The 26,079-nt window shown below is 72.0% G+C and carries 24 protein-coding genes; 12 read left to right on the top strand and 12 right to left on the bottom strand.

Annotated elements, in window-relative coordinates:
- The first annotated feature begins 102 nt into the window (after nucleotides 1-102).
- Nucleotides 103-453 (top strand): TraR/DksA family transcriptional regulator, encoded by a 351-nt coding sequence (locus ACFO6V_RS04710; protein ID WP_377132752.1) that lies wholly within the window; start codon nucleotides 103-105, stop codon nucleotides 451-453.
- Nucleotides 454-564: 111 nt separating this feature from the next.
- Nucleotides 565-1,512, top strand: a complete 948-nt coding sequence (locus tag ACFO6V_RS04715; protein ID WP_377132754.1) for a cold-shock protein — start codon at nucleotides 565-567, stop codon at nucleotides 1,510-1,512.
- A gap of 43 nt (nucleotides 1,513-1,555) precedes the next feature.
- Here the strand turns inward: ACFO6V_RS04715 and ACFO6V_RS04720 are convergent, their stop codons facing one another.
- On the bottom strand, nucleotides 1,556-1,900 hold the full coding sequence (locus ACFO6V_RS04720; RefSeq protein WP_377132756.1) for a hypothetical protein: 345 nt from the start codon (nucleotides 1,898-1,900) through the stop codon (nucleotides 1,556-1,558).
- Between the two features lie 192 nt (nucleotides 1,901-2,092).
- On the opposite strand from ACFO6V_RS04720, the gene ACFO6V_RS04725 reads away from it, so the two are divergent.
- The 4 genes from ACFO6V_RS04725 to ACFO6V_RS04740 all read left to right on the top strand — a co-directional run bounded on the left by ACFO6V_RS04725 (nucleotide 2,093) and on the right by ACFO6V_RS04740 (nucleotide 5,926).
- Nucleotides 2,093-2,944: an arylamine N-acetyltransferase family protein gene (locus tag ACFO6V_RS04725; protein ID WP_377132758.1), complete on the top strand. Its 852-nt coding sequence runs from the start codon at nucleotides 2,093-2,095 to the stop codon at nucleotides 2,942-2,944.
- A 52-nt stretch (nucleotides 2,945-2,996) separates the two neighbouring features.
- Nucleotides 2,997-3,950: a phosphotransferase family protein gene (locus tag ACFO6V_RS04730; protein ID WP_377132760.1), complete on the top strand. Its 954-nt coding sequence runs from the start codon at nucleotides 2,997-2,999 to the stop codon at nucleotides 3,948-3,950.
- Nucleotides 3,951-4,157: 207 nt separating this feature from the next.
- Nucleotides 4,158-4,787 carry an RNA polymerase sigma factor gene (locus tag ACFO6V_RS04735; RefSeq protein WP_377132762.1) on the top strand — a complete coding sequence of 210 codons (630 nt, stop codon included), beginning with the start codon at nucleotides 4,158-4,160 and terminating at the stop codon, nucleotides 4,785-4,787.
- Nucleotides 4,784-5,926, top strand: a complete 1,143-nt coding sequence (locus ACFO6V_RS04740; protein WP_377132764.1) for a CU044_5270 family protein — start codon at nucleotides 4,784-4,786, stop codon at nucleotides 5,924-5,926. Before ACFO6V_RS04735 ends, ACFO6V_RS04740 begins: the two co-directional genes overlap by 4 nt.
- Nucleotides 5,927-6,213: 287 nt before the next feature.
- On the opposite strand, the gene ACFO6V_RS04745 is transcribed toward ACFO6V_RS04740, so the two are convergent.
- From ACFO6V_RS04745 to ACFO6V_RS04775, 7 genes are all read right to left on the bottom strand, one after another.
- Nucleotides 6,214-7,080 carry an amidohydrolase family protein gene (locus tag ACFO6V_RS04745; RefSeq protein WP_377132766.1) on the bottom strand — a complete coding sequence of 289 codons (867 nt, stop codon included), beginning with the start codon at nucleotides 7,078-7,080 and terminating at the stop codon, nucleotides 6,214-6,216.
- Nucleotides 7,080-7,532: a VOC family protein gene (locus ACFO6V_RS04750; protein ID WP_377132768.1), complete on the bottom strand. Its 453-nt coding sequence runs from the start codon at nucleotides 7,530-7,532 to the stop codon at nucleotides 7,080-7,082. The genes ACFO6V_RS04745 and ACFO6V_RS04750 overlap by 1 nt, the downstream gene beginning before the upstream one ends.
- On the bottom strand, nucleotides 7,529-8,602 hold the full coding sequence (locus tag ACFO6V_RS04755; RefSeq protein ID WP_377132770.1) for a Gfo/Idh/MocA family protein: 1,074 nt from the start codon (nucleotides 8,600-8,602) through the stop codon (nucleotides 7,529-7,531). Before ACFO6V_RS04755 ends, ACFO6V_RS04750 begins: the two co-directional genes overlap by 4 nt.
- A 51-nt stretch (nucleotides 8,603-8,653) precedes the next feature.
- On the bottom strand, nucleotides 8,654-9,391 hold the full coding sequence (locus ACFO6V_RS04760; protein ID WP_377132971.1) for an SDR family oxidoreductase: 738 nt from the start codon (nucleotides 9,389-9,391) through the stop codon (nucleotides 8,654-8,656).
- A 23-nt stretch (nucleotides 9,392-9,414) separates the two neighbouring features.
- Nucleotides 9,415-10,203, bottom strand: a complete 789-nt coding sequence (locus tag ACFO6V_RS04765; protein WP_377132772.1) for a carbohydrate ABC transporter permease — start codon at nucleotides 10,201-10,203, stop codon at nucleotides 9,415-9,417.
- 2 nt (nucleotides 10,204-10,205) lie between these two features.
- Complete coding sequence (locus tag ACFO6V_RS04770) at nucleotides 10,206-11,153, bottom strand: carbohydrate ABC transporter permease (protein ID WP_377132774.1); 948 nt, start codon at nucleotides 11,151-11,153, stop codon at nucleotides 10,206-10,208.
- Between the two features lie 84 nt (nucleotides 11,154-11,237).
- Nucleotides 11,238-12,620 carry an ABC transporter substrate-binding protein gene (locus tag ACFO6V_RS04775; protein WP_377132776.1) on the bottom strand — a complete coding sequence of 461 codons (1,383 nt, stop codon included), beginning with the start codon at nucleotides 12,618-12,620 and terminating at the stop codon, nucleotides 11,238-11,240.
- A 152-nt stretch (nucleotides 12,621-12,772) separates the two neighbouring features.
- Here ACFO6V_RS04775 and ACFO6V_RS04780 point away from each other — a divergent pair, with 152 nt between their 5' ends.
- Nucleotides 12,773-13,828: a LacI family DNA-binding transcriptional regulator gene (locus tag ACFO6V_RS04780; protein WP_377132778.1), complete on the top strand. Its 1,056-nt coding sequence runs from the start codon at nucleotides 12,773-12,775 to the stop codon at nucleotides 13,826-13,828.
- A gap of 35 nt (nucleotides 13,829-13,863) precedes the next feature.
- Complete coding sequence (locus tag ACFO6V_RS04785) at nucleotides 13,864-15,156, top strand: endo-1,4-beta-xylanase (protein ID WP_377132780.1); 1,293 nt, start codon at nucleotides 13,864-13,866, stop codon at nucleotides 15,154-15,156.
- Here the strand turns inward: ACFO6V_RS04785 and ACFO6V_RS04790 are convergent.
- Complete coding sequence (locus ACFO6V_RS04790; protein ID WP_377132782.1) at nucleotides 15,131-15,643, bottom strand: DUF6326 family protein; 513 nt, start codon at nucleotides 15,641-15,643, stop codon at nucleotides 15,131-15,133. The genes ACFO6V_RS04785 and ACFO6V_RS04790 overlap by 26 nt on opposite strands.
- A 163-nt stretch (nucleotides 15,644-15,806) precedes the next feature.
- Here ACFO6V_RS04790 and ACFO6V_RS04795 point away from each other — a divergent pair, with 163 nt between their 5' ends.
- Both ACFO6V_RS04795 and ACFO6V_RS04800 read left to right on the top strand, forming a co-directional pair.
- Complete coding sequence (locus tag ACFO6V_RS04795) at nucleotides 15,807-16,946, top strand: sensor histidine kinase (RefSeq protein WP_377132784.1); 1,140 nt, start codon at nucleotides 15,807-15,809, stop codon at nucleotides 16,944-16,946.
- Nucleotides 16,943-17,599 carry a response regulator gene (locus tag ACFO6V_RS04800; protein ID WP_377132786.1) on the top strand — a complete coding sequence of 219 codons (657 nt, stop codon included), beginning with the start codon at nucleotides 16,943-16,945 and terminating at the stop codon, nucleotides 17,597-17,599. The genes ACFO6V_RS04795 and ACFO6V_RS04800 overlap by 4 nt, the downstream gene beginning before the upstream one ends.
- A 47-nt stretch (nucleotides 17,600-17,646) precedes the next feature.
- On the opposite strand, the gene ACFO6V_RS04805 is transcribed toward ACFO6V_RS04800, so the two are convergent.
- From ACFO6V_RS04805 to ACFO6V_RS04815, 3 genes are all read right to left on the bottom strand, one after another.
- Complete coding sequence (locus tag ACFO6V_RS04805; protein ID WP_377132788.1) at nucleotides 17,647-18,849, bottom strand: FAD-dependent monooxygenase; 1,203 nt, start codon at nucleotides 18,847-18,849, stop codon at nucleotides 17,647-17,649.
- A gap of 69 nt (nucleotides 18,850-18,918) precedes the next feature.
- Nucleotides 18,919-20,451 (bottom strand): carboxylesterase/lipase family protein, encoded by a 1,533-nt coding sequence (locus ACFO6V_RS04810; protein WP_377132790.1) that lies wholly within the window; start codon nucleotides 20,449-20,451, stop codon nucleotides 18,919-18,921.
- Between the two features lie 20 nt (nucleotides 20,452-20,471).
- Nucleotides 20,472-21,386: an MBL fold metallo-hydrolase gene (locus ACFO6V_RS04815; RefSeq protein WP_377132792.1), complete on the bottom strand. Its 915-nt coding sequence runs from the start codon at nucleotides 21,384-21,386 to the stop codon at nucleotides 20,472-20,474.
- A gap of 143 nt (nucleotides 21,387-21,529) precedes the next feature.
- Here ACFO6V_RS04815 and ACFO6V_RS04820 point away from each other — a divergent pair, with 143 nt between their 5' ends.
- Together ACFO6V_RS04820 and ACFO6V_RS04825 are read left to right on the top strand one after the other, a co-directional pair.
- Nucleotides 21,530-24,316 (top strand): helix-turn-helix transcriptional regulator, encoded by a 2,787-nt coding sequence (locus tag ACFO6V_RS04820; RefSeq protein WP_377132794.1) that lies wholly within the window; start codon nucleotides 21,530-21,532, stop codon nucleotides 24,314-24,316.
- A gap of 114 nt (nucleotides 24,317-24,430) precedes the next feature.
- A complete protein-coding gene (locus tag ACFO6V_RS04825; RefSeq protein ID WP_377132796.1) occupies nucleotides 24,431-26,065 on the top strand; it encodes an FUSC family protein in 1,635 nt (544 codons plus the stop codon).
- The last annotated feature ends 14 nt before the right edge of the window (nucleotides 26,066-26,079 follow it).

Raw genomic sequence — 26,079 nt, forward strand, 5'->3', positions numbered from 1 at the left:
CGATAGCCCCGGCCCCGCACGGCGGCCTCATGCGGACCTGACCGTCACCGGTAGCCTGCGAGGGGCGACAGGGCCGGAACTCGTGAGAAGGGCAACGGGAGAATGCCTCCGATCAATGAGATCCATGGGCTGTTGATCGCCGATCGTGAGCGCACGACCGGCCTGATCTCCTCTCTTTCCGGCAACATTGCCTCGATGGTGGAGGCGTCGCGGCTCACCGCCACCGACGACGAGCACGACCCCGAAGGGTCGACGATCGCCTTCGAGCGCTCACAGGCGAGCACTCTGCTCGCTGCGGCCAGAAACCACCTGACCGACGTGGACGCCGCGCTCGCGAGGATCGCCGCCGGCAGCTACGGCCGCTGCGAACGCTGTGGACAAGAAATCGCACGTGACCGCCTGATGGCCCGGCCTACGGCCCGCACCTGCATCGGCTGCGCCGCCGCCGGCTAGCTGACACCGCGCTGTCGACGGAGGTACGCCGAAAGCGGCTGGGCGCACCCGACCGGGTTCTGTCAGGGACACTGGAGAACAGCAATGTCTGCCGAGTTGAGGAGTTTTAGGGTGCCCCAGGGAACTGTCCGATGGTTCGACGCCGACAGAGGGTTCGGCTTCATCGACGTCGGGAACGAGGCCGAGGACCTGTTCGTGCACGCGTCCGAGATCGTCGGCGACGACGGACCGAAGCTGCTCCGCGAGGGGCAGGCCGTCGAGTTCGAGGTGGGCGAGGGCGAGCGTGGCCCGCAGGCGCGCCGCGTCCGGGTCACGGGCGACCGGGCCGCCGACGCGCCAGTGGGTGTGCTCGGCACCGTCAGCTGGTACGAGCCGGCCAAGGGATACGGCTTCGCCACGCCCGACGACGGTAGCGGCGAGATCTTCGTGCACAGCTCGGCCATCGTCGGGGGCGGCGTGATCTCGGAGGGGCAGCGGGTGGCGTTCCTCGTCGTCGACGGGGAGAAGGGGCCGCAGGCGGACCACCTGCTACCGCTCGGGGCGCAGGCCGCACAGGCTGCACCGGCCGGACGGTCGGTATCCGACGGCGCGGACGGCACGGTGTCCTGGTACGACGACACCAAGGGCTTCGGCTTCATCGCTCCCGACTCGGGCGACGAGGACGTCTTCGTCCACGTCCGTGCGCTCGGCCCGGGCCTGACCGAGCTTGCCGAGGGTGCCCGCGTGACGTTCGACGTCGTCGCCGGCGACAAGGGGCCGAACGCCCGCAACGTGCGGCTCGTGCGCGGCTCCGGGAGTGCGCGCACGGCCACGGACCGCGGCCGGCCGGGCCGCCCCGCGGCATCGGGCGGGCCTGTGCGCGGCGGTGAGGGCACCGTCGCGCGCTACGACGCGGACCGCGGCTTCGGCTTCATCACCCCCGACGCCGGGGGCGCGGACCTGTTCGTGCACGTGTCGGTCGTGCGGGGCGACGAGGTCCTGGAGGAGGGTGACCGGGTCCGGTTCAAGGTGCGCCAGAGCGACCGGGGGCCGCAGGCGGACGGCGTCGAGCTGCTGTGAGCTGAGGGCGCCTGGCCTGCTCGCTCGCACGGAGCGAGCAGGTTTACCCGGCTGTCCAGAGAGCGGGGCACAGCTCGGCGTGGTCGCGAAAGACGATGTCTTTGTGGTCGAGGAACTCCACTGCCCACTCGTCGTCGTCGACGCGGGCGGTGATCACGCCGATGCCCCACTGCCCTGGCCGCCAGCGTGCGGCGAACACCGCGGTGCCGACCGGATACGGGTCCTCTCTCTGCAGGAAGTCCTGCACGAGCGCCTCCGGAGGCCGCGGACCGCCGGGGGCGGCGTCGACCCACCGCTGCATGGGCTCGAGCAGGGCCCATGCTTGGGCGAGCTCGCCGACGTACTTCACGCCGGCATCTTCGGAGGCCGACCAGGGTGGGAGCGTCATGGTGCAACGGTTCCACCGCGCCGGCTGGTCTGCCTCTTATCTAGGTCATATGAGCGGGTGAACCCGCCGGCCGCTGGATAACGGCTGTCCAGACGACGTCGCGACCCCCGATACTCGAACGTTGCACCGACCGTATGCATCTGCATCTCAGGTGCACGGCACCAGCCGGCCGGCCGTTCGGACAGGGGAAGCATGATCGACGTAGACGGATACCTGGCCGTGCTGGGTATGGACCGACCGACCGCACCGACCGTCGAGCATCTGCGCGCGCTGCACCGGGCGCAGGTGGAACGGGTCGCGTACGAGACCATCGACAACCAGCTGGGACGGCGGACGGGCATCGGCGCCGCGGAATCCGTGGCCCGGATCCTGCGGGGACGCGGCGGCTACTGCTTCCACCTCAACGGAGCCTTCGCCGCGCTGCTGACGGCCCTCGGCTACGACGTGAGCCTGCACAAGGCCGGAGTACAGGACGAGGTCGAGGATCCCGAGGGTCCGGGAGGCGACCATCTGGCCCTCACCGTAGAGCTCGACGGCGAGCGGTGGCTGGTCGACACCGGGCTCGCCGGCGGCATGTACGAACCACTGCCCCTGCGCCAGGGCAGCTACACCCAGGGGCCGTTCACCTATGCGATGGCCCCGTCGGTGGTGGTGCCCGGCGGCTGGCGGTTCACCCACGACCCCCGCGGTGCCTTCACGGCGATGGTCTTCGCGCCCGAGCCGGTGGAGCTGTCCTCGTTCGCCGCGATGCACCACCGGTTGTCCACCTCCCCCGAGTCCGGGTTCGTCCGGGTGCTCCAGGCCCAGCTCCGCGACGCCACGGGCGTGGACATGCTGCGCGGCTGTGTGCTGCGCCGGATCGACGCCGCGGGCACGTCCGAGCGGACCCTCGACTCGGCCGACGACTGGTACGACGTGCTGGCCGAGGTGTTCCACCTGGACCTGGCGGACGTCGAAGCCCCCGAACGGGCCGCGCTGTGGCACCGCGTCTACCGCGCGCACCAGGAGTGGGAAGCCACGGCACAGCGCGCGACAACGCCCTGAACCTGCGGGAAAAGACCGGGGCAACCGGTGCGCCTGCTGGTCTAATTCGAGGATGGTCGACGTCCCGAACCTCGAAGCCTCGCTGACCGACCCGTGGCCTGCGTACTTCGCCGGCCGCGGGCACCCAGGTGTCCGTCGTGTCGGCGCCGGGGTCGAGGGTGTGGTCTACCGGTTGAGCGCAGGGCTGGTCGCCAAGGTCTGGAGCGGTCGGCCGCCTACCGGTCTCGACCTCACTCGACAGGTGTACGCGGACATCGCCCGGCACCCTCTGCCGTTCGCCACCCCCGAGATCCTCGAGGTCGAGGACCACGGGGGCGTCCTGGTGACCTACGAGCGTGAGCTGCCCGGGGTCTCGGCAGAGGTCTCCTCCCCGCCCGCGGATCACGAGCGCCGACTACCCGCGCAGCACGGTGCGGCGCTGCTCACCGTGCTGCGCGGCCTGGCCTCGGTGCCCGGCACCGAGGCCATGCGCCGCCTGTCCGTCCAGGGCGACGACCGTCCGTTGTGGCAGGGGCACGACCGCTTCCCCGACGCGCTCGCCGACCTGGTCGCACGGGCCGCGGCCAGGCACGGTGCCGCCCTGGCCGGCCTCGTACCGGACCTCGACGCGGGAGTCGAACGCACGCGAGAAGCCCTGCGCTCGCTCCCCGACGCCCCGGTCACCACGATCCACGGCGACCTCGTCCCGCCCAACATCCACGTCGACGCCACCGGACGGCCGGTCGCAGTGCTCGACTTCGGGTTCTTCACGACCGCGGGCGATCCGGCCTTCGAGGCCGCCGTCACCGCCGCAGTCTGGGACATGTACGGTCCGCACGCCGCGGAGCACACCACGGAGCTCACCCAGCTCTTCGCCCACGAGCTCGGGTACGCGGAGGCGACCCTGGAGACCTACCAGGCCGCGTACGCACTCACTACCTACGACCTCTTCGGCACGGGCGAGGACGACGGGCACTTCCGGTGGTGCGCAGCGCAGCTCCGCCGCAACACCGTGTTCAACGCATGACAGGCGAGCGACGGCCACCAGCCGCCGCTCGCCGCCGTCCGGCCGCACCTCGATGACTCCCGTGGCTCCACGGCGCGGGCCGGAGCCCTCATGCGTCGCCGTGAACCGATTCCGTCCCCCGCGCGGATACCTGGATGACAGTGGTTCCGACGGGCAGGGAGACACGATGCGAAGGAAGCACCTCAAGACCAGGGGCGGGACGGCGCCATGACGGCGGCCGCCGAGCTGGCGAGCACCGAGCTGATGAGTACCGGCGCCGCGCCCGAGGTGGGCCGGACCGACGCGCAGCTCATCGCGTCGTCCATGCACGAGCCAGAGGACTTCGCGGCGATCTACGGCCGGCACGCGAGCACGGTGCACCGGTACGCGTACCGGCGCGTGGGTCCGGAGCACGCCGAGGACGTGGTGGCCGAGACGTTCGTGGCGGCGTTTCGCCGTCGGGCCTCCTACGACCTGGACCGGCCCGACGCCCGTCCGTGGCTGCTCGGGATAGCGACCAGGGAGGTCGCCCAGCACCGCCGGGCGGAGGAGACCCGCTACCGCGCCATGGCGCGAGTCGGGACAGCGCTCCCTGAGGACGGTCTCGCCGACCTGGCGACGACGAACGTCGCCGCCCGGGCCGCGGGGAGCGCGCTCGGCGCGGCGCTCGGTGACCTCCGGCCAGGCGACCGGGACGTGCTGCTGCTCTGGGCATGGGGCGACCTCAGCTACGAGGAGATCGCGACGACCCTCGACATCAAGAAGGGCACGGTGCGCTCCCGGCTGCACCGGGCACGCAAGCTGGTCCGCGCGGCACTTCCGGGTGGGCTCTGGGACGAAGAGGAGGACGCGCGATGAGCACGAGCACCAGGTGGACCGGGCACGAGCCCGGTGGGACCGAGCTGGACGCACTGCACACGACGGGCGCGCTGCTCGACCCGTCGGAGGCCGAGCAGGAGGCCGCGCTCCGGTCGGCGCAGGCGCGGCTGACCGCTGAGCTGGGGTCGCCCGGCGCCGCGGCAGACGGGCAGCACGCGCACTCGGCCGGGAGCGGCCTGCTCCGGGCCGTGCGATGTCCGGGCGCCCGCCGCGGGTCGGCCGACCGGCGCCGGCCGGGCGGCCGGCGCCGGACCGGAGGCGCGCGCAGGCCCGCGGTCCGCGCTGCTGTGGGGCTGGGCCTCGCGGCCACGGTCGCGGGGGGCCTGCTCTTCGCGCCCACGGCCACGCTGTCGATGCCGTGGGAGGACGACGGCGGCCCGGCCGCGGTACCGCCCGGATCGGCGTCGGCCGCGGAGATCCTGCAGGCCGCCGCCACCCGGACCGTCGCCGCCGCGGACGACTCGTGGGACGAGGTCCGGGGCGACCAGTTCGTGTACTACCGCACGACGGGAACCAACCGGTACCAGGTCATGGGAGGGGAAGAGGGCGAGGGCGTCACGAAGATCTCCGAGGACTACACGGGCTGGTTCTCGGTCGACGGCACCCAGGACGGCCGGGCCACGGCGACGTACTCCGTCGGGGATCCGCTCGACACGCCGCTGTACACCTGTGAGGACGGTGGGCTCGAGCGGGCCCTCGCGGACGGTGGCGGCGACTGCAGCTCGGAGCCGGCGCTCAAGCTGGACGCACCCACCGACGCCGACGCGATGTACGACTACCTGCGGGATCTGCCGCAGATGGAGGACGAAGGACCTGCGGCGTCGATGGTCATCAACGCCGGCGAGCTGCTGCGCTCCCTGACGCCGAGGGCGCAGGCCGCGGTCTTCGTGGCGCTGAGCCGGGTGGACGGGCTGATCGTCACCCCAGGGGTCACCGACGCGATCGGGCGGCCCGGCATCGCCGTGGGCGTCGAGCTGCAGTACTACCGGCAGGACCTGATCTTCGATCCGGAGACCAAGGACCTGCTCGGTGTGGCGAACTCCTACCCCGACGGCATGACGGACGCGCACGCGATCGTCGAACGGACCATCGTGGACGAGGTTGGCCAGGAGCCCTGACCGAGGGCGACTGACGAAGGTTCGCCAACCCAGTGATCTGGCCCGGAGCTCCCATGAGTTCCGGGCCAGATCGCTGGGTCGGCGGACCTTCGCCTCGCGGCCCGGGGCGTGACGGACCTGCCGCCCGAGGCTGGCGTCGCGGTGTACGTCCGGGGCGAGTCGGGGCTGCTGAGCGCCGCCCGCATCTACGACGACTCGAACCCGCCGCTGTCGGCCTGACCATCGCCGCGGAGCCCCGCGTCTCGTGCCGCCGGTCCGCTCGGCGGCACGAGCGCACGCGGGACACGCTAGATCTCGAAGACCCGCTCCGCCGTGCCCGCCATGACCGCCTGCCGCTCACCGGCGGTCAGGTCCGCCGTCGCGTACCGGAACGCCTCGATCACGTCGGTGTAGCTGGAGTACAGCCGCTCGACGGGCCAGTTCGACCCGAGGAAGACCCGGTCGGCGCCGAACGCCTCGATCGGCGCCAGCACCCACGGGCGGCGGGACACCGGGGTCCAGCCCGGTTCGGTCATGCCGAGCGACGACACCTTGCAGAACGTGTTCGGCTCCGCCGCGAGCGCCCGCAGCATGGTCCGCCACACCTCGAACGTCTCCGGGGTGCGGTCCGGCGGCATGCCGGCCTGGTCGAGCACGAAGCCCGTCCCGGGGTGGGACCGCACCAGGTCGAGCGCCGCCGCGGTGTTCTCCGGGCCGACGGTGTGGAAGAACAGCCCGCCGACCCGGCCGAGCTCGGCGTACCCGCGGCGGAACGCGGGATCGGCGAACCGGGCGGCCGGCCCCATCTCGCGCACACCCCGGAACACACGGTGGGCGCGGTGCCGGGCGAGCTGCTCGGCGGCGTCGGCTGCGGCGAGGTCGCACCTGACGACGGCGGCGTCGGGCCAGCCGGTCTCGTCGGCGAGCCGCTGGAGCCAGGCCGTCTCGGTGACCGGGTCGCGGGCACCGAGGGCCGCGTTCATGTGCACCACCTTGGTCAGGCCCGCGAGCCGCCCCTCCGCGCGCAGCTCGGGCACGGAGAAGCGGGCGGTGCGGACGGCGACGAGGTCCCCGAAGGGGAAGTCGTCGCCGTCCAGCCACCCGTACCCGAGGTCGTGGTCGCGCCGGTCCCACAGGTGCACGTGGGTGTCGACGAACGGGGTGCCGCCGACCATCAGGCGTGCGGTTTGATGTTGAGGTTGACCCCCAGTGCGGCCTCGGTGTCCAGGACGGTCCAGGAGCCGCCCGGGTAGTACGCCTCGACGCGTTTGGCGAAGCCTGCCATCTCGAGGCCCTCGACGACGGCGTCGCGGGCGTCGCCGACCGCGAACCCGAGGTGGTGGACTCCCTCGCCGTGCTCCGTCAGGAACTCGCGAAACGTCGACGGGTTGGCGTCGGGCTCGTTGAGCTCGATGACGACCTGGCTGCCGGGGACCGTGATGACGGCGAGCCGCAGCCGGTAGCCGGCGGGCTGCCCGCGGTACGTCTCGTCGGGGTTGGGCTCCAGTGTGACGACCTCGGGCCGCTCGACGTCGAACAGGGCGCACCACCGGTCGAGCGAGGCCTCGATGTCCTCGACCGCGAGCGCCACCTGGATCAGCCCGCCGACGGGCACGGGGGCGCTCATGCCCACGGCTCGTCCGCGACGACGACGTCCTGGTGGGTGCGCGCCGACTCCTCGATCGCCAGGCCGAGGGCGTGGTCCTGGCAGGCCGCGGCGAGCGAGTAGGGCCCCTCGGCCTCCCCGCGCGCCCAGGCGCCGACGGCGACGAGGTTGTCGGCCACCGCCAGGTCGTCCTCCGAGAGGCGGGTGCCTACCCAGGCGTTGCGCCACACGACCTTGCCGTTGAAGGAGGCGTGGACGACCTCGTTGCCCTCGAGGTTCATGTCGACGCCCGTGCGGCGGTACTCGATGCGGGAGGTGACCGGGTCGTGGCCGTCCCACGAGGTCACGGTGTCGTCGACCAGCTCGCCGAGCGTGCCGCGCACCACCACGCGGCGCGCCAGCAGCGGGTTCCACCACTGCATGTTCATGAAGTCGTAGACGCCGACCCGGCCGTCGCCGAAGTCGAGCGTCGCGTAGGTGGACGTCTGCACCTCGGGCTGCGGGTCGGTGTTCCACCCGTCGAACCCGAGCGGCAGCGCCATCCGGGTGTCGAAGGTGCGCCCGGACACGACCGCGCGGTCGGTGCCGACATCGAGGAACGCGCGGATGAGCGACGTCGCGTGGTACAGGTGCGTCGAGGCGATCTCAACGGCCTGCGGCGTGCCGATGACGCCGTCGGCGATGACCGCCAGGCGGGCCGCGTGGCCGGGCATGAGCACGTACTGCTCGGCCACCTGGACCAGGGACTCGTCCTTGATGGTGGTCCACAGGTCGCGCAGGCCGGCCAGGTCCGGCGCGGGCGGGGTCTCGGCGAGCACGCGCACGCCGCGGGCGGTCAGCTCCTTGAGGATGCCGGGCATGGCGGGCCAGGAGACGTCGGCGATCACGAACTCCGGCTCGTGGGCGAGGAGGTCGTCCAGCGAGGTGACGCCGGGCACGCCGTACCGGGCCTGGATCGCGTCGGCCTTGGCCTGGTCACGTGCCATGACGGCGACCGCCTCGAGCCGGGCGGGGTCGGCGGCGGCGACACGCAGGTGGAACTGCGCGCGCCACCCCGTGCCGATGACGGCGAAACGTGCGGGGTTGCTCATGGGTGCTGTCCTCTCGGTCATACGTCAGTACTTTCTTTCGGGTCGGACGGGTCAGACCTGGCTCATGCCGCCGTCGACGGTGAGCTCGATCCCCGCGACGTAGCTGGACTCGTCGCTCGCCAGGAAGCAGACCGCGGCGGCGACCTCCTCGGGGAGCCCGACCCGGCGCAGCGGGATCTGCGCGACGACGGCCGCCTCGACGTCGGCCGAGCCGCCGGTGAACGCGTCGAACCCGGCCGTACGGGTGGGGCCGGGGCTCACCGCGTTCGCGCGGATCCCCCGGTGGCCGAGCTCGGCCGTGAGGGTGCGCGCCAGGGAGCGCACCGCGGCCTTGCTCGCGTTGTAGACGGCGTGGCCGGGACCGCCGTTGGTGCCCGCGATCGACGACGTGAGCACGATCGATGCGCCGTCCGCCAGGTGCGCGGCCAGCGCCTGCACCGTCAGGACCGTGCCGCGGAACGTCAGCCCCGCGACGGCGTCGAACTTCTCGGGCGTCAGCGAGCTCACCGGCGTGGGCTCGACGTCGCGGCCCGCGTTGACGTGCAGCACGTCGATCTTGCGGCCCAGCCGGGCGACGGCGTCCGCCAGCCGGGCGAGGTCCTCGACGCTGCCCGCGTCGCCGACCACGCCGACGGCCCGCGGCCCGAGCCGGGTCACCGCGGCCTCGACCGAGGCGGCCGAACGCGACGTGACGACGACGGTCGCGCCCTCGGCGACGAAGCGGGTCGCGACCGCCAGGCCGATGCCCGCCGTCCCCGCAGTGACGACGGCGAGCCGCCCTTCGAGCATGCCCACGGGGCTCTCCTTGGTGTTCACTTCAGCGCACCCGCCGCGAGCCCGCGCTCGAAGTACTTCTGCAGCGCGAGGTAGGCGACGAGCATGGGGACGGCGGCGATGACGGCCGCGGCGAGCACCCCGGTCTGGTCGTTCGTGTACTGGCTGACGAAGTACGACGGGAGCAGCGTCAGGACCTGCCGGCCGGGGTCGTTGAGCATGAGCATCGGCAGCAGGTACGCGTTCCACGCCGCGATGAGCGTGAGCACCACGATCGCGGCGGCGATGGGCCGGGTGAGCGGCAGGACCACCCGCCAGAAGACCTGCCAGATGTTGGCGCCGTCGACACGGGCGGCGTCCATGATCTCCGACGGGATGCCGTCGTAGAAGTTGCGGGCCAGCAGCGTCGTGAACGGGATCTGCAACGCGGCGACGGGCAGGATGACCGCGACGAGCTGGTTGTACATGTCGAAGGTCGAGGCGGTGACGAACAGCGGGGTGAGCAGCACGGCCTCGGGCATGGTCAGCGCCAGGAGCAGCGCCCAGAACCAGATCTCCTTGCCCGCGATGCGCAGCTTGGAGAACCCGAACGCCGCGAGCATGGTGCAGGCGTACACGATCAGGATCGCGAAGACCGAGATCAGCACGGAGTTGAGCAGGTAGGTGGGCAGGACGCCGGTCTCCCAGACCTTGACGTAGTTGCCGAGCCCCCGGCCGCCGAGCGACCCCTGGACCATCGCCACCAGCGGCAGCAGGAACGGGAGCGCCATCAGCGTCACGACGAGCTGGATGACGATCTTCGAGCCGAGCGAACGTGTCACGAGCATGGTCAGGCCTTTCCCTCGTGGCGGTTGCGCAGCGACATGAAGACGCCGCAGGCGAGTGCGAGCACCAGGAGGGCGACGGAGATCGCGGCGGCGTAACCGAACCGCTTCTCGGACAGCATCGTGTGGTAGATGTACGTGCCCAGGAACTCGGTCGCGTAGTTGGGGCCGCCCTTGGTGATGAGGTACGGCCAGTCGAACGTCTTGAGCGCGCCGATCAGACCGAGGGTCGCGAGGGCCACCGTGGTGCCCTTGCACATGGGCCACACGACCGACCACAGGGTGCGCAGGTTCCCGGCGCCGTCCATACGGGCCGCTTCGAGGATCTCGGTGTCGATCTGGCTCATGGCGGCGTAGAAGAGGATGAAGGTCAGGCCGGTCCACTGCCAGATCGTGGCGAGCATGACCACGCCCATCGCGGTCGTCCCGCCGGCCAGCCAGGTCTGCGTGAGGCCGTCGAGCCCGACGGCCCGCAGGAGGGTGTTGAGCTGGCCGTCCGCGTCGAAGATCTGGCGGAAGACGGGCGCCATGGTGGCAGGGGCGAGCACGGTCGGTACGAAGACGACGACCTTGTACACCCCGCGCAGGTAGACCTGGGAGTGCATGAGCGCCGCGAACGTGAAGCCGAGCGCCGTCTGCACGGTGAAGGTGACGACGTAGAAGACGGCGGTGTGCGTCAGCGCCTTCCAGAAGACCGGGTCGCCGAACATCTCGGCGAAGTTCGCCAGGCCCAGGAACGTGGGCTCGGTGAGGATGAAGCCGTTCCAGTCCAGGGCGGAGACGTAACCGGTGTAGCCGATCGAGAAGTAGATCAGGCCGACCACGACGACGATCGCGGGCAGGATCCACGGCAGGCCGTTCGCCGTCGGTCTCAGCCCCCGGCGGCGTCGCGCCACCACGGGCGCACCTCCGGTGGGTGTCGCGGCGTCAGGCAGCGTTGCGCTGATGCTCATTGCTTGTCCTTCGGGTCTTGGATGACTCGTGCCTGATGAGGGGGTGGACCGGCCGCAAGGGGTCGGCCGGCCCACCCCGGTCCGTCACTCCGCGGCGGCAACGCCCTGGAGGGTCTGCAGGGCGTCCGGGATCGACGTGTCCCCGCCGGCGACGCCGACCAGGGCGTCACGGAACGCGGTGTTGAGCTCGGCGCTGACGGTGGCGAAGCGCGGCTGCGTCGAGGCCGCGGCCGTCTCGGTGTACGCCGACAGGACGTCGGCCTGCGCCTCCGGGTCCACCAGGTCGATCTGGTCCCAGTCGGGCGTGATGCCCGCCAGCGCGGGGATGTTGTTCAGCGTGTCCGCGACCGACTGCTGGCCGGCCTGCGACGTCGCGAGCCAGGTGACGAACGTGGTGGCCGCCGCCTGGTTGTCCGAGCGGCCGGAGACGGCGAGGCCGTAGTCCGCGTCCCCGAACATGTTGCCGACGTTGCCGGTGCCCGCGAGGTCGGGGAAGTCGACGGGGACGAGGGTGATCGGCTCGGGGTCCGACACGCCCGCTGCCTCCATGGCCGTGACCATCGAGTCCTTCACGGCGTACTGCGTGTACCAGGAGCCCATCATGATCATGGCGTACTTGCCCTGCATGAACTCGTTGTTCGCGTCGGGGTACTGCTGCAGGCCGACGGCGCCCTCCTGCATGATCCCCTCGTCGAACAGCGACTTCCAGGTCTCCATCGCCTGCGTGAACTTCTGGCCCGAGTCGCCCTCGGTGAACGACGCCTCCCCCACGGTCGCCTTCTGGTAGAGCCCGGGCTCGATGTTCTCGACGATGGCCTCGAACGTGTCCATGTCGAACGCCCACTGGCCGGCACCCTGGACGAAGCAGCCCTCGCCCGCCGCCTCGAGCGTGTCGCACACCTCCTTCCAGGAGGCGAGGTCGGTCGGGGGCTCGAGGTCGTACTTCTCGAAGATGCCCTGGTTGATCCAGAGGTTCCCGGAGTAGACGGCGCCGGCGGAGAGCCCGACCAGCTTGTCGTCGACGGTGAGGCCGCTGATGCCCAGCTCGGAGACCTTGCTGGACCAGTCCGGCCCGAGCGCCTCCTCGACGGCGGGAGTGAGGTCGATCGCGCCCGGCCCGAAGGTGTCGACGCCGCCGTTCGCCGAGCCCGGCGCCACGTTGAACACGTCCGGCCCGTCCGACGACGTGATGGCCGGCGAGAGCACCGAGTCGTAGCTGTCGATCGGCTTGGAGACGAACTCGACCTCGATGTCGGGGTACTCCTCGTTGAACGCCGCGATGAGCTTCTCGGCGTTGATCGCGTCCGGGGTCCAGCCCCACCAGGTGATGCTGCCCGCGGTCGCATCCCCGGTCGTCGCGCCGCCCTGGCTGCCCGGCGTGCACGCCGCCAGGAGCAGGCTCGCCGTGGCCACCGCCGCGACGGCCCCGACTCGGCGGGCCGACAACGTCTTCTTCGACGTCTGCATCTCTGCGTCCTTTCCTCGTCCTCGGGACCGATGCGGCACCTCCGAGGTGCGAAAGTTTCTTTAACGCTTTCGCTTCCCGGTACGATAGGGTGCGGTCACGACGACGTCAACACCCGTCGTCAGCACGGTTCGGCGACGAGGAGGGGCGCGAGATGACAGGGACGGCCACGAGGCCCGAGGCCGGCGCGGGACGCAGGGAGCGACGCGGCGGGGTCACCATCGCCGAGGTCGCCGAGGCGGCCGGGGTCTCGACCCCCACCGTCTCCAAGGTGCTCAACGGCCGCCCGGGGGTGTCCGCGGCCACGCGCCGCCAGGTCGAGCAGGTGCTCGCCGAGCGCGGCTACGAGCAGCGCCGCCCGCACCCGGGCGCCGGCAGCGGCCTGGTCGACTTCGTGATCGAGACCCTCGACACCCAGTGGGCCACGACCCTGCTGCGCGGCGCGCAGACCGAGGCCGCCCGGCTCGGCCTCGACCTGGTGCTCACGACCAGCAGCGGCGACTCGTTCGGCACCGCGGCGTGGGTGAACCACCTCGCCGAGCGCGGCTCCGAGGGCGTGGTGCTCGTGGCGGCGCACGTGCACGACTCGGTCGAGGCCGAGCTCTCCCGCCTGCGCATGCCCGTCGTGCTGGTCGACCCGGTCGGGGCCGCCGCCCCGGCGCTGCCCACGGTGGCCGCCACGAACTGGGCCGGCGGGCGGGACGCCACGGAGCACCTCATCGCGCTGGGCCACACGCGCATCGCCGTGATCACCGGGCCCATGGACGAGGAGTCGCACCGCGACCGCCTCGACGGCTACCGCAGCGCGCTCCAGCGGCACGGGCTGCCCGTCGACGACTCGCTGATCCGCCACGGCGACTCGCTGGTCACCGGCGGCCGCACGCACGGGCGGGACCTGCTGGACCGCCCGGACCGCCCCACCGCCGTCGTCTCCGGCTCGGACGAGCAGGCGTACGGCGTCTACCTCGCCGCCGAGGAGCTCGGGCTCACCGTCCCGGGGGACCTCTCCGTCGTCGGGTTCGACGACGTCGAGCTGTGCCAGTGGGTCACTCCCCACCTGACGACGGTGCGCCAGCCGCTGCTCGAGATGGGCCGCGAGGCGGCCCGGATCGTGATCGAGATGTCCCGCAACGAGCTGCGGCCCGCTCCGCGCACCGAGCTCGCCACGTCGCTCGTCGAACGCCACTCCACGGCCGCCCCGCGGCACTGACGCATTCGGCACTGAAACACTCAAGGAAAGTTTCCATGGCCCAGACGGTCGAGATCTCCGCCGATCCCCGCTTCGCGCACCGGCACACCCGCGCCACCGTCACGGTCTCGGACGCCACGGGACAGCCGCTGGCCGGCCGCGAGGTGCGGGTCGAGCAGACCCGTCACGCGTTCTTGTTCGGCAACATCGGCTTCGACTTCGTCGGCCTGGCCAACGGTCTGGGCACGACGCCGCTCTACTCCCCGTTCGGTGGTGCCACTGTCAAGACCGCCCGCACGCTCGCGCCGCTGTGGTTCGACCTGTTCAACCAGGTGACGCTGCCGTTCTACTGGCGCGGGTTCGAGCCCGAGCGCGGCGCGCCGGACACCGACCGGCTGCGGCGCACCGCCGTCTGGTTCGCCGAGCGCGGCGTCGCCGTCAAGGGCCATCCCCTGCTCTGGCACACGATGGCGCCCACGTGGCTCCTGGAGCTCGCCGACGAGGACGTCGAGCGCGAGATCCGCCTGCGGATCGGCCGTGAGGTCTCCGGGCTCGGCGACGCCGTGCCCACGTGGGACGCCATCAACGAGACCGTGATCATGCCCGTGTTCGACCGCGAGGAGAACGCGGTGACCCGTCTGGCGCAGCGCCTCGGCCGGGTCGGCATGGTTCGGCTCGCCGTCGACGCCGCCCGCCAGGCCGACCCGTCCGTCACGCTCCTGCTCAACGACTTCAACCTGTCGGCCGACTACGAGCGGCTCGTCGAGGAGGTGCTCGACGCCGGGGTGCGGATCGACGCGCTGGGGCTCCAGTCGCACATGCACCAGGGCTACCGCGGCGAGGAGTACTTCGCTGACGTGCTCGACCGCTTCAGCCGCTTCGGGCTACCACTCCACCTCACGGAGAACACGCTGCTGTCGGGCGACCTCATGCCGGCCGACGTCACCGACCTGAACGACTACGTGGTGGACTCGTGGCCCTCCACGCCGGAGGGCGAGGCCCGGCAGGCCGACGAGATCGTGCGCCACTACGGCCAGCTCGTGGCGCACCCCGCCGTCCAGGCCGTGAACTACTGGGGTCTCACCGACGAGGGCGCGTGGCTGGGCGCGCCGTGCGGGCTGGTGCGCGCCGACGGCACGCCCAAACCCGCGTACGACGCCCTGCACGGCCTGATCAAGGATGCGTGGTGGCTCCCGCCCACGACGGCGCGGACCGACGAGCACGGCCGGATCCGGGTGGACGCCTTCGCCGGCGACTTCCGGGTCACGGTCGGCGACGACACCGGCGAGCTCACGCTGCCCGCCGGTGCGCAGTCAGGGTCGGTCACCCTCGGCCGGGGTGAGCGCTGACCCGACGGGCATCGGGCCGACCAAGCTCACGATCCGGGCCGGCCGCCATGCTCGCCGTCGATACGGTGCGCGGCCAGGTCCAGGCGTACCGCACGATGAGGGCGAGAACGATCAGCTCCAGTACGACGCCGAGACCGTAGAAGTACAGCCAGAACCCGCCCGCCACGTTGAAGACCGTGACGGGGACGTAGAGCGAGGCCACGACGAGGTTGGCGATGCGGTTCGCCCGGGCGGGCAGCGTCGCTGACAGCACGACCATGAAGATCGGGACGGCCATGAGGGTCAGTGCCGTGGTCGAGAAGGTCTGGGAGAGGTCGAACTCGAAGACCTTGCCGTCGAGGATGTCCTCGACGATGCCGGGTGTGAAGAAGCCGAGAATGTCCACGTAGGCGTACAGGAACATGAAGCTTGTCCACGCTGCGGCGAGCTTGACTCTGACCGGGACCGGCTGGTCGTCCAGCGTGGTGGTGGGTTGGCGTGTTCTCATCGTGGGCTCCGTTGTCGTGGTGAGGATCGGTGCGTCCACGATCGCCGAGCCGGGGCGGCGGGCGCATCGGCACGGAGGCCGGAGCTCCCCCGGCCGATGTGATGGTCTCTCTCTCGTCCTTTCGGCGGGTACGCCGGAGCGCGCCGATCTCTAGGCTGGAGCTGTGAACATCGTCCGGCGCGCCATCTGGCACGAGCCGCGGCCCGCTGACGCCCCGCCCATCGGTCGTCTCGACTGTCTGCTCGTGGGCGTGTTCGCAGCCGCCGTGCTGATCGAGAGCATCGTTCGGCCGGACCTGGCCTGGCGGCCCCTGGTGACGGTGCTCGCCCTGGCGCTGATACCTGCCCTGCTCTGGCGGCGGGGCCGACCCCTGGTCGCCACCCTGGCCGGATGGGGCGTCGCCGGTCTGCTCTCGGTTGTTCAGCTGACCACGCACGCCGGTGATCTCGGCCCCTACTCCATGATGGCTGTCCTGATCCTGCTCTACTCCTTGGTGCGGTGGGGCTCGGGACGGGAGATGGTCCTGGGGACGGCGTTCGTGGCAGGCGTCGTCGTGCTGGGGATGTACGCCTCCTCCGGGGGCTGGACCGACATCTTCGGCGGGAGCGTCCTCCTGCTGTCGCTCGTCGCTCTCGCGGCGGTGTTCCGCTACCGCGCGGACCTCTGGCACCGCAGACAGCACGAGATCCGCAACCAGGAGCGGGCGGCACTGGCACGCGAGCTGCACGACACCGTGGCCCACCACGTCTCGGCCATCGCGGTGCAGGCGCAGGCCGGTGGCGTGGTCGCCGGCACCCATCCCGAGAAGGCTGCCGAGGTCCTGGCCGCTATCGAGTCCGAGGCGTCGCGCACCCTCGCGGAGATGAGATCCATGGTGCGGGTGCTGCGCGAGGAGGAAGCCGTCGCCTACTCACCGCAGCCGGGCGTCGCGGACCTGCCGGCTCTGGCGCGCGCCGACGCGACGCCCACCGTCGAGGTCTCGCTGGACGGCTCGTTGGCCCGGCTGGCAGGACCCGTGAACACCGCGCTCTACCGGCTCGCGCAGGAGTCGCTGACCAACGCCCTCCGGCACGCCCGGGGGGCGAGCCGCGTCGGGATCGACGTACGCAAGGAGGGCGACGCCGTCAGGCTCCGGGTCAGCGACGACGGACAGACCGAGCCGGGACCGGCCCCGGAACGCGGGTTCGGCCTGCTGGGCATGGCCGAACGCGCCCATCTCCTCGGCGGATCGCTCTCCGCGGGGCCAGGGCCCGCGGGCGGCTGGGTCGTCGAGGCCCTGCTGCCGCTGGCGGCACTGCCATGAGCATCCGTGTGGTCGTGGCCGACGACCAGGACCTGGTCCGGGCCGGGCTGGTGATGATCCTCGGCGCGCAGCCCGACCTCGAGGTCGTCGGGGAAGCAGCGGACGGGCTCGCAGCGCTCGACCTGGCTACCCGGCTGCGTCCCGACGTCGTCCTCGTCGACATCCGGATGCCCGGTCTCGACGGCGTCGAGGTGACGCGGCGCCTGGCCGGGCCAGAGGTGGCGGACCCGCTGGCGGTCGTCGTGATCACCACCTTCGACCTCGACGAGTACGTCCTCGGCGCCCTGCGCGCCGGCGCCCGAGGCTTCCTGCTCAAGGACGCCGGGCCGGAGCTCCTCGTGCAGGCCGTCCACGCGGCGGCGAACGGGGACGCGCTGATCGCCCCCAACGTCACCCGCCGGCTGCTGGCGACTCTCGCCGACCAGGCACCGGTAGCACCGGTCCAGCCCACCGACCCGCTCACCGGCCGCGAGGAAGAGGTGCTCGCGCTGGTCGCACGGGGCCGGACCAACGCAGAGATCGCCACCGAGCTCTTCGTCGGCCTGAGCACCGTCAAGACCCACGTCGCGTCGTTGCTGACCAAGCTCGGCGCCCGCAACCGCGTCGAGATCGCGATCTGGGCCTACGACACCCGACGCATGAAAGCCACTTAGTGGGTACAGATCGCGACACAGGCCCCGCGTGACGCTCCCCCGCAGGGCTACGACGCGCGGCCGCTCCCGGCCGGCGAGGCACTGAGCTCCCTGGCCAGCTGCCGCCTGCGGGCAGCACCACCGAGCCGCAGGACGAACGACCGCACCGCCTCGGTCCCCCGGCCCGATGGGACGAACATCTGCTGTTTGAGGTGCGCGATGCGCTGATGCCTCAGGATCGACGGACGCAGCGCCGCCTCCCAGGCGGCCAGCGCGGCGCGGACGTCGTCCGGCGTGCTCCGCAGCGCCTTGCCCAGCTCCGCGCCACCCCGGAGCGCGCTCGTGGCGCCCATGCCCGAGTAGAGGTTCAGGCACCAGGCCGCGTCGCCCACCAGCACCACCCGGCCCGTGCTCCACCGCGGCATCCTGACCTGGTGGACCGAGTCGAACAGGAACTCGGGCGCTCGTTCGAGCTCGTCCAGGACGTACCGCACGACCGGATCGTCCATACCGGAGTAGACCGAACGCAGCCGCTCGATCCGGTCCCCCGTGAACTGCCCGGAGATGTCCGCCGTGCGGTAGGTCAGCAGGGCCGTGGGCGCCCGGTCGGCGAAGCCGAACACCCAGGCCGCACGCCCCGCGCGGGCGCTGATGATGCTGTCCTGGTCGTCGTAGCCCGGGACCTGGCCCGGAAGCTGGAAGGCACAGATCATGGCGTCCCAGTCCTGGATGTACCGCGCGTGCGGACCGAAGGCCAGGCGGCGCACGTCGGACCGCAACCCGTCCGCACCGACGACGAGGTCGAACTCCTCGCGGTACTCCTCCCCGGTCCCGCCGTCCCGGAGCAGCACCCGGACGATGTCGCCCGCGTCGCTGAGCTCGACGGGTCTGGTGGCGAACCGCACGTCGATCCGCGCGCCGGTGCCCGCCCGGCCGAGGCCCTGCCAGAGCGCGGCCTCGATATCGCCGCGGACCACCGCCGCGGGCTGCCCGGGCTGATGCAGGAACCCCAGCCCCGGCGCGCGGTTCCCGCGCCGGTCCAGCTCCCAGGCCCTTCCGCCGTCGGCGGGGTTGCGGGTGTGCAGGTCGTCGGCGATGCCCAGATCGATCGCCGCCTGCCTGCCGTCGGGCAGGAGGCCGACGAAGTACCCGCCCTGCCGCCGTTCCGGCGCCCGTTCGACGACCACCGGCGTCCACCCGGCCGCCCGCAGCCCGATCGCCGCCGACATGCCCGCGATCCCCAGCCCGACGACCAATGCTCGTTTCCGCATCGCACTCTCCCGTTCCTTAACTAAGTTCAGGACCTGAGAGACCCAGACTGCCTGAACTTTGTTAAGGTGTCAACCACGGGCGGGTAGCTGCACGGACCAGGCCCGCCGTTCCTCGCTGCGTGGGTCCTCCACCACCGCCCACTCCGCGTCGATGTGCATGGTGGACCGGCGCCGGTCGTCGTACCGGGCCCACCCCGGGTCGCCGGTGCGGGCGAACCGCACCCAGGCCCCGTGCACACGCGCCGCGAGTCCGGCCGGAGGGCGCCGGGGGCCGAGCATCGCGTGCGGCCCGTTCAGGACCGGCAGGCCGGTCGTGTCGAAGACGAAGGGCAGCTCGATCGCGTGGGTGGCGCCCAGCTGTCCGTCGAGCGCTTCCGAACGCCATGCGAACTCGTAGGCGAACGTGGACGACGGCGCACGGGTGGCGTGCGCCTCGGCGAGCGCCCAGCTGCCGGCGCCGAACAGGGCGTCACCCATGATCGCGGAGCGCAGCTCGCCGGGGGACGCACCGGGCCTGGACGCGCGGTAGGTCTGGACGAGGCGCGACGGGCTGGGGTGGGACGCGTTCGCCGCACGTGTGACGTCCGCCGCGTCCGAGGACGCGAACTTGTCGACCGGGACCAGGTAGAGGTGGCCTTCTTCCGTGTTGGTGCCGATGAGCAGGTCGACGTCGGCGGAGGCTCCCGCAGCGACCGACACGGCGGGTTGTTCGTCGAGGACCAGGCTGAACGGGCTCAGCCCGATCAGCGGGTCGTAGTGGGTCCCGGTCCGCAGGTCGATGCCGCCGAGCCGGGACGCGGCCTCGACGAGCTGTGCGTCCGAGAGCTGTGCAAGCTGCCCGACTCGGGGCTCGACACCGAGCGCCTCGGCCGCCGCCCTGGTGACCCGGGAAGCCTGCTCGGTGGTGAAGGCGCCGAGCCCGCTCCCGCTCTGGACTATCGCGCGACGGAAGAGTCCCGACGCCGGACGGTGCGCGAGGACCCCGCCGACGATCGTCGCCCCAGCCGACTGCCCGAACAGGGTGACGTTGCGCGGGTCTCCCCCGAACGCCGTGATGTTCCGCTGGACCCAGTGCAGCGCCGCGACGACGTCGAGCAGACCGCGGTTCGCAGGGGCTCCCGGGACGTCGAGAAACCCGGCGATGCCGAGCCGGTAATTGACGGTCACCAGGACGACGTCGTCCCGGGCGAAGGCGGAACCGTCATAGATCGCGGCGTTCGTCGATCCGGCGACGAACCCGCCCCCGTGGACGAACACCATGACCGGAAGGTCGCTCGTCGTTCCAGCGGGCGTCCAGACGTTGACGGTCAGGTAGTCGTCGCCGCGGCTCCAGCCGGTGCCGAAGTACGGCGACATGTCGATGCTGCCGAGGCGGCGTTCGGCCTGAGGTGCGGTGGGACCGGGCCGGGTCGCGTCGCGGACCCCGTCCCACGGCGCATGCAGCTGCGGCGGCGCGAACCGCCCCGCACCACGGGGCGGGGCGGCGTACGGGATGCCGAGGAACACGGCCGCGGTGTCCCCGCGGGTACCACGAACGGCTCCCCGGTCCGTGGTGACGACGACTTCGGTATCGCTGGTCATCTGCTGGGTATCGCTGTTCATCTGCTGCCTCTTCACGGGGGTCAGGACGGCTCGGTCGGGTACAGGGAGAACGGCGCCCAGCTCTTCACGGCGAAGGCGCTGCCGTCGCGCGAGACCTCCGCGGCGCCGTGGCCGCCGAGGTGCGCGGGGATGACCAGCGCGTTGTTGTCCGCGGCCCAGCCGAGCACCTTGCGCCGGGTCGCACGGGCGAGCGCCGGGTCCTCGCAGAAGCAGCTGTTGGAGTCCGGCTCGAGGAGCTGCACGGGGTTGTGCAGCATGTCGCCGACGAAGACGGCGCGGTCGCTCCCCGACGTCAGCGTGAGCGTGGACGATCCGGGCGTGTGCCCGGGTGCCGCGTCGAGCCGCAGGTGCTCGTCGATCTGGTGGCTGTCCTCCCAGAGCAGCACCTGGCCGGCCTGGTGCACCGGAGCGACGCTGTCCTCGAACACGTTCTGGTTGCCGCGGCCGAGAGCGGGCCGGTGGTTGTTGGCCGGGTTCCAGAAGTCGAAGTCGTCCTTCGGCATCAGGTAGGTGGCGTTGGGAAAGGTCGGGACCCAGCTCCGGCCGTCCAGGTACGTGTTCCAGCCGACGTGATCGACGTGGAGATGCGTGTTGATCACGACGTCGACGTCCTCGGGCCGGACGCCGGCGCGAGCGAGGTTGTGCAGGAAGTCCGTCTCCAGGTGGCTCCAGACCGGAGAGTACGGACGCTCCTTGTGGTTACCGACGCCGGTGTCGACGAGGATCGTCCTGCCCTCGCTGCGCAACAGCCAGGTCTGGATCGCCGAGTTCACGATGTTGGTCGTGGGGTCCACGAAGTGCGGTGCCAGCCAGGGAGCGCCGTCCCACACCTCCTTGGAGCTGTCCGGGAAGAACGTCTCGGGAGTCATCTCGACGGGGCCGAAGTACTCCAGGACCCGGGTGATGGTGACGTCCCCGAGGGTGATCTGCGACATGGGTGTCCTTGTCTCTGCGGAAGCCTGCTCCGCGACCCTAGGAAGCCGGGCCGCTCCGCCGGTATCCGTCAGTCGACTGCACCTGGCGGTCGCGCACGGGGCCGATCCGCGGGCTGACCACCGGGCTCGTAGGATGATCAGTCATGAAGCCGCAGGACGGTCGTCGGGACCAGGTCTGGGACTTCGCCCAGCTCACGAGCGCGCGGAGCGCGACATCGGCCAGGGTGGACGGCGTGGCTCGACTTCTGCACGCGGTCGAGGAGCCAGGCGGTGCTGGCACCGTCCAGCTGCTCGTGGGCGACGCCGGGATGGGCAGGACCACCCTGCTGGACTCTCTGGCCGGCCACGCCGGGTCGCGCGGATCCGTCGTGCTGCGCGCTCAGGGGAGCGAGTCCGAGCGAACACTCGCCTTCTCCACGCTGCACCAGCTGCTCCGTCCCGTGACAGACCGGATCGACCTGCTGCCCGGGCGGCAGGGGGCCGCGCTGCGCTCGGCCACGGGTACGGACGCCGGAGCGGACACCAGCTCGCCTCGCCCGGACGTCATGGCGACGGGGAACGCGGTGCTCGAGCTGCTGTCCGACCTGGCTGCCCAGCGGCCGGTCCTGCTCCTCCTGGACGACGCGCACCTGTCCGACCAGGTCTCGCTCGACACCCTCGCCTTCGCGGCACGACGGCTGGGCGGGGAGGCCGTCACGCTGCTGATGGCCGCCGAGACCGGACATGCGCTCAGGGGTGCAGCGCGTGACGCGCCGGTCACGGTGCTCGAACCCCTGGACGATGCCGAGGCCTCGCGCCTTCTCGAGGGTCTGCCGGCACGCCCCACGGCGCGGCTCAGCGCCGACATCCTCGAGCAGGCTGCCGGCAATCCGCTCGCGCTCACCGAGCTCTCCAGGGCCGCCGCTCTGGACGCGGCAGGTCACCAGACCTCGGCGGGTCCGCTCCCCCTCACCGACGAGCTGGCGCGCGTGTTCGGCGCGGGAGCGGCCGGGCTGCCGCACGTCACCCGGCAAGCGCTGCTGCGCCTGGCGGCGATGGACCCTGTCGACGTGGCGATCATCCCCGCGCCGACACCGCCGGGCACCGCGCTCGACGCCTGGGAGCCCGCGGCCCGGGCAGGGCTGATCGTTCGCACGGACAGGCGTGTGCGGTTCCGTCACCCTCTCGTCCGCTCCGCGATCTATCAGACAGCGGCTCCAGACGATCGGCGCGCGGCCCACCAGGCGGTCGCGGAGCTGCTGCACGACGAGCCGGACCGGCAGGCCTGGCACCTCGCGGCATCCTGCACGGGACAGGACGCCGCGATCTCGGAGCTGCTGGAGCGGTCCGCCGAGCAGGCCCGCCGTCGCGGGGGCCCCGCGGCCGCAGGCAAAGCCCTGCACCGCGCGGCGGAGCTCACCCCCCACGCCGGGCACGACGTCCGACTGCTCGTCGAGGCGGCCAGGAGCGCGGTGCTGACCGGCGATCTCGCCTGGGTGGAGCACCTGGCGCGGGCGGTGCACACCCGGACCGGGGACACCTCGCTCATGGCCGCCGCCACCGTCCAGGTGAGCCGGCTGACGGTGCTGACCGCCCGCCACACCACGGCGTTCGCTCGACTGATGCGGGCGGCCGGCCAGTTCGCGACGGAACAGCCCGACAGCGCGCTGAACATCCTCGCGGACGCCGCCGTGGCCCGGTTCTACTCAGGAAGGGAGGCCGAGCGGCACGCGATCCACGACATGCTGCGGAGCGTCCCCGAGCACGCCGGTCAGGACTGGCTGCGGGCCTGGGTGCGGATCGTCTGTGATCCGATGCACGACAGGCGCGCGGATCTGCGGATGCTGGGCGCGCGGCTCGCCGCCGAGAGGCGCACCCGACCGGAGCAGCTGACGTACCTCGGCATCGCGGCGTGGCTCCTGGACGAGACGCCGCAGGCGGTCGACACGTTCGACCTGGCCCTGGACGCCGTGCACGCGGGAACCACCCTTCCGAACGGCCTGGGCGGCGCGGCTGCCTGGGCCTACCTGGAGCGCGGGAGGTGGGACCAGGCGCGCGAGGTCGGCGCCCGCATCATCACGACAGCGAAGGCGGCCGGGCTCGACCATGCCGTGGCCTGCGCGACAGCGGTGGACGCCATGGTGCTCGCGCTCCGGGGCGACGTCCTCGGCGCCCGGGCCCAGGCGGCGCGCGCCATCGCGCTCGTCGATCCTCTGGAGAGCCGTTCGGTGTTCGTGTACGTCCGGCGCGCCCTTGCCGCCGCCGCGTCCGCCGAGGGCGACCACGAGACCGCTTACCACCAGCTGCGGACGGCCTTCACCGAAGACGACGGGCCCTTGCACTACCACGCCTCGTACGCCGCCCTCGCTGACCTCGCGGCCGCCGCGGCGCGCAGCGGTCATCGGCAGGAGGCCGCCGAGATCGTCGAGACCGCGGCGCAGGACCTGGGCGAGGGTGTCTCGTCTCGGCTCCGTGCGCTCCTCCACCGGGCGCGCGGTCTGCTGGCCGAACCCGAGAGCGCGGAACCGCACTTCCGGGCTGCCCTGGACGACCCGTTCACCGAGCACTGGCCGTTCGAACGGTCGCAGGCGTCGCTCGACCTCGCGGAGTGGCTCCGTCGTCGCCGACGGGTGGCCGAGGCCAGGGCGCCGCTGGCCGAGGCGCTGGAGACCTTCCGTCGCCTGGGCGCCGAGCCATGGGCCGAGCGGGCGCGAACGGAGTCACGGGCCGCCGGCGTCGACCTGGGCACGTCGACGAGCGAGGCGCTCGCCGACCTCTCGCCGCAGCAGCAAGAGATCATCCGGCTCGCCGCCCGCGGTCTCACCAACCGCGAGATCGGGGAGAGGCTCTTCATCTCCCCCCGCACCGTGGGCTCTCATCTCTACCGCAGCTTCCCCCGTCTGGGGGTCACCGCGCGATCGCAGCTCCGGGCCGTCGTCGAAGGCACCTGATCCTCGGCGTGCGGGCGGCATCCACGTCCCCGCCAGCAGTCGACCGACGGATACCGCCTGCCGCCGCGCAGGACCACGCTTGCTGGATCCTACGGCGACGGAGGTTCTGGGAACGTGGGCACAACCACCATGGGACGGGCCAGGAAGCGGCTCCTGACGCTCGACCCGGGACTGCTGCGACTGTCAACGGGTGCACGGACCGCTCTCGGTCTGGCCGGCGCGCTGGCCGTGCTCGTCACGCTCGACGTGCCCCGGGAGGGCGTGCTCGCGGGCGGGTTCATGGCAGTGGCGACGGCTCTGGCGATCAGTGAGCATCACGTGCGCCGACAACTCACGGCGCTCCTCCTGGGCACCGCGGTGGCCGTGCCTGCCCTCGCTCTCGGCACTCTGCTGGCCGTGGTTCCCGCGGCGTGGGGTGCGGGGCTTCTCGTCGTGGTCTTCGTGGGGGCCCACGCCCGTCGCAGCGGGCGGCGGGGCACTGACCTCGGGATCCTCGCCTTCATGACGTACCTGCTCCCCCAGTTCGCCGGTCTCCGGCCACCGGACCTCCCGGTGGCGACGGGTGCCGCCGCTGTCGCCGCCGCCACCTTCGCGGCGGCCCGGTTCTGCGTGCTGCCGGTCCGGTCTCGCCCACGGTTCCGGGTGCTGCTCGAGTCGCTCGAGGCCTGCAGGTCCGACGTGGGCAGGGCGACGACCGAGCTGGTGCGGCACACCGGGCCCCGGGCACGCCGCCCGGAGCGCCTGCTGAGGCGACGACTGGTCAGGCTGCACGCCTGCACCGGGCTCGTCCACGAGTTCCTGGACGAGGCACCGGCGGGCTCGGTCCCCGGCGCGGCACCGGCTGTCCGCCGGGCGGAGCGGGCCGCCGCCGCGGCCTGGGCGCGCGGAACGCTCGCGATCCTGGACGCACGGGCCGGATCAGCGCGCGGCGTCGGTCCGGGACGTGTGTCACCGAGGTGCGAGGCGCACCTCCACACCCGCCGCTCCGGTACGGTCCCGCGAACGGCACCGAGCTGGCTGTCGGTACGACCCGCGACGCGGCAGGCGCTCCAGGTGACGACGGCGGTCGCTCTGGCCTTCGTCGGCGGGCACCTGTTGTCGCCCCAGCTGTGGTACTGGGCGGTCGTGACGGCCTGGGTCGTCTTCGTCCGGGCCCAGCACACCGAGGACGTGCTGCTGCAGAGTGCCCGGCGGCTCGTTGGCACGGTCGCCGGTGTGCTCGTCGGGTACGGCCTCGCCGCAGTGGCTGCCGGCCACGAGCTCGTGCTCGTCGTCCTCCTCCTCGGGTTCGTCCTCGGGATGTTCGCCACCCCGGTGAGGAGGTACTGGGCGGTGACCTTCTTCATCACCGGGGGCCTGAGCATGGCGCTGACCCTGCAGGGCACCCTCTCGGCAGCGGTGCTCCTCCTGCGGGTCCACGAGACCCTGCTGGGCGCCCTCTGCGCCGTCGGCGCTGCGGTTCTCGTGGCGCCGGTCGGCGCCGGCAGGATCGCTCAGGAGCGGCTGAGCGAGCTCCTCCGGGTCGCGGACGGCCACGCGGGGCCCGGCCTCGTCCATGATGGCTCGCGGTGCGCCGGAAGCACGCGCGACCTGCAGCGGTCGCTCGAGGACTACCGTGACGCCGTGCGCCCGCTGCTGCACCCGCTGAGCCTGCGTCGGCGCGAGCGCGTCCGGGTTCGCAGCACCCTGGAACGTGTCGAGACGTCGATCTTCGGTGCGAGCTGTCCCGTGGCGCCGGCACGTCGGTGACGGTCGGCGCCACC

Source organism: Promicromonospora alba (genome assembly GCF_042654905.1).
Classification (GTDB): domain Bacteria; phylum Actinomycetota; class Actinomycetes; order Actinomycetales; family Cellulomonadaceae; genus Promicromonospora; species Promicromonospora alba.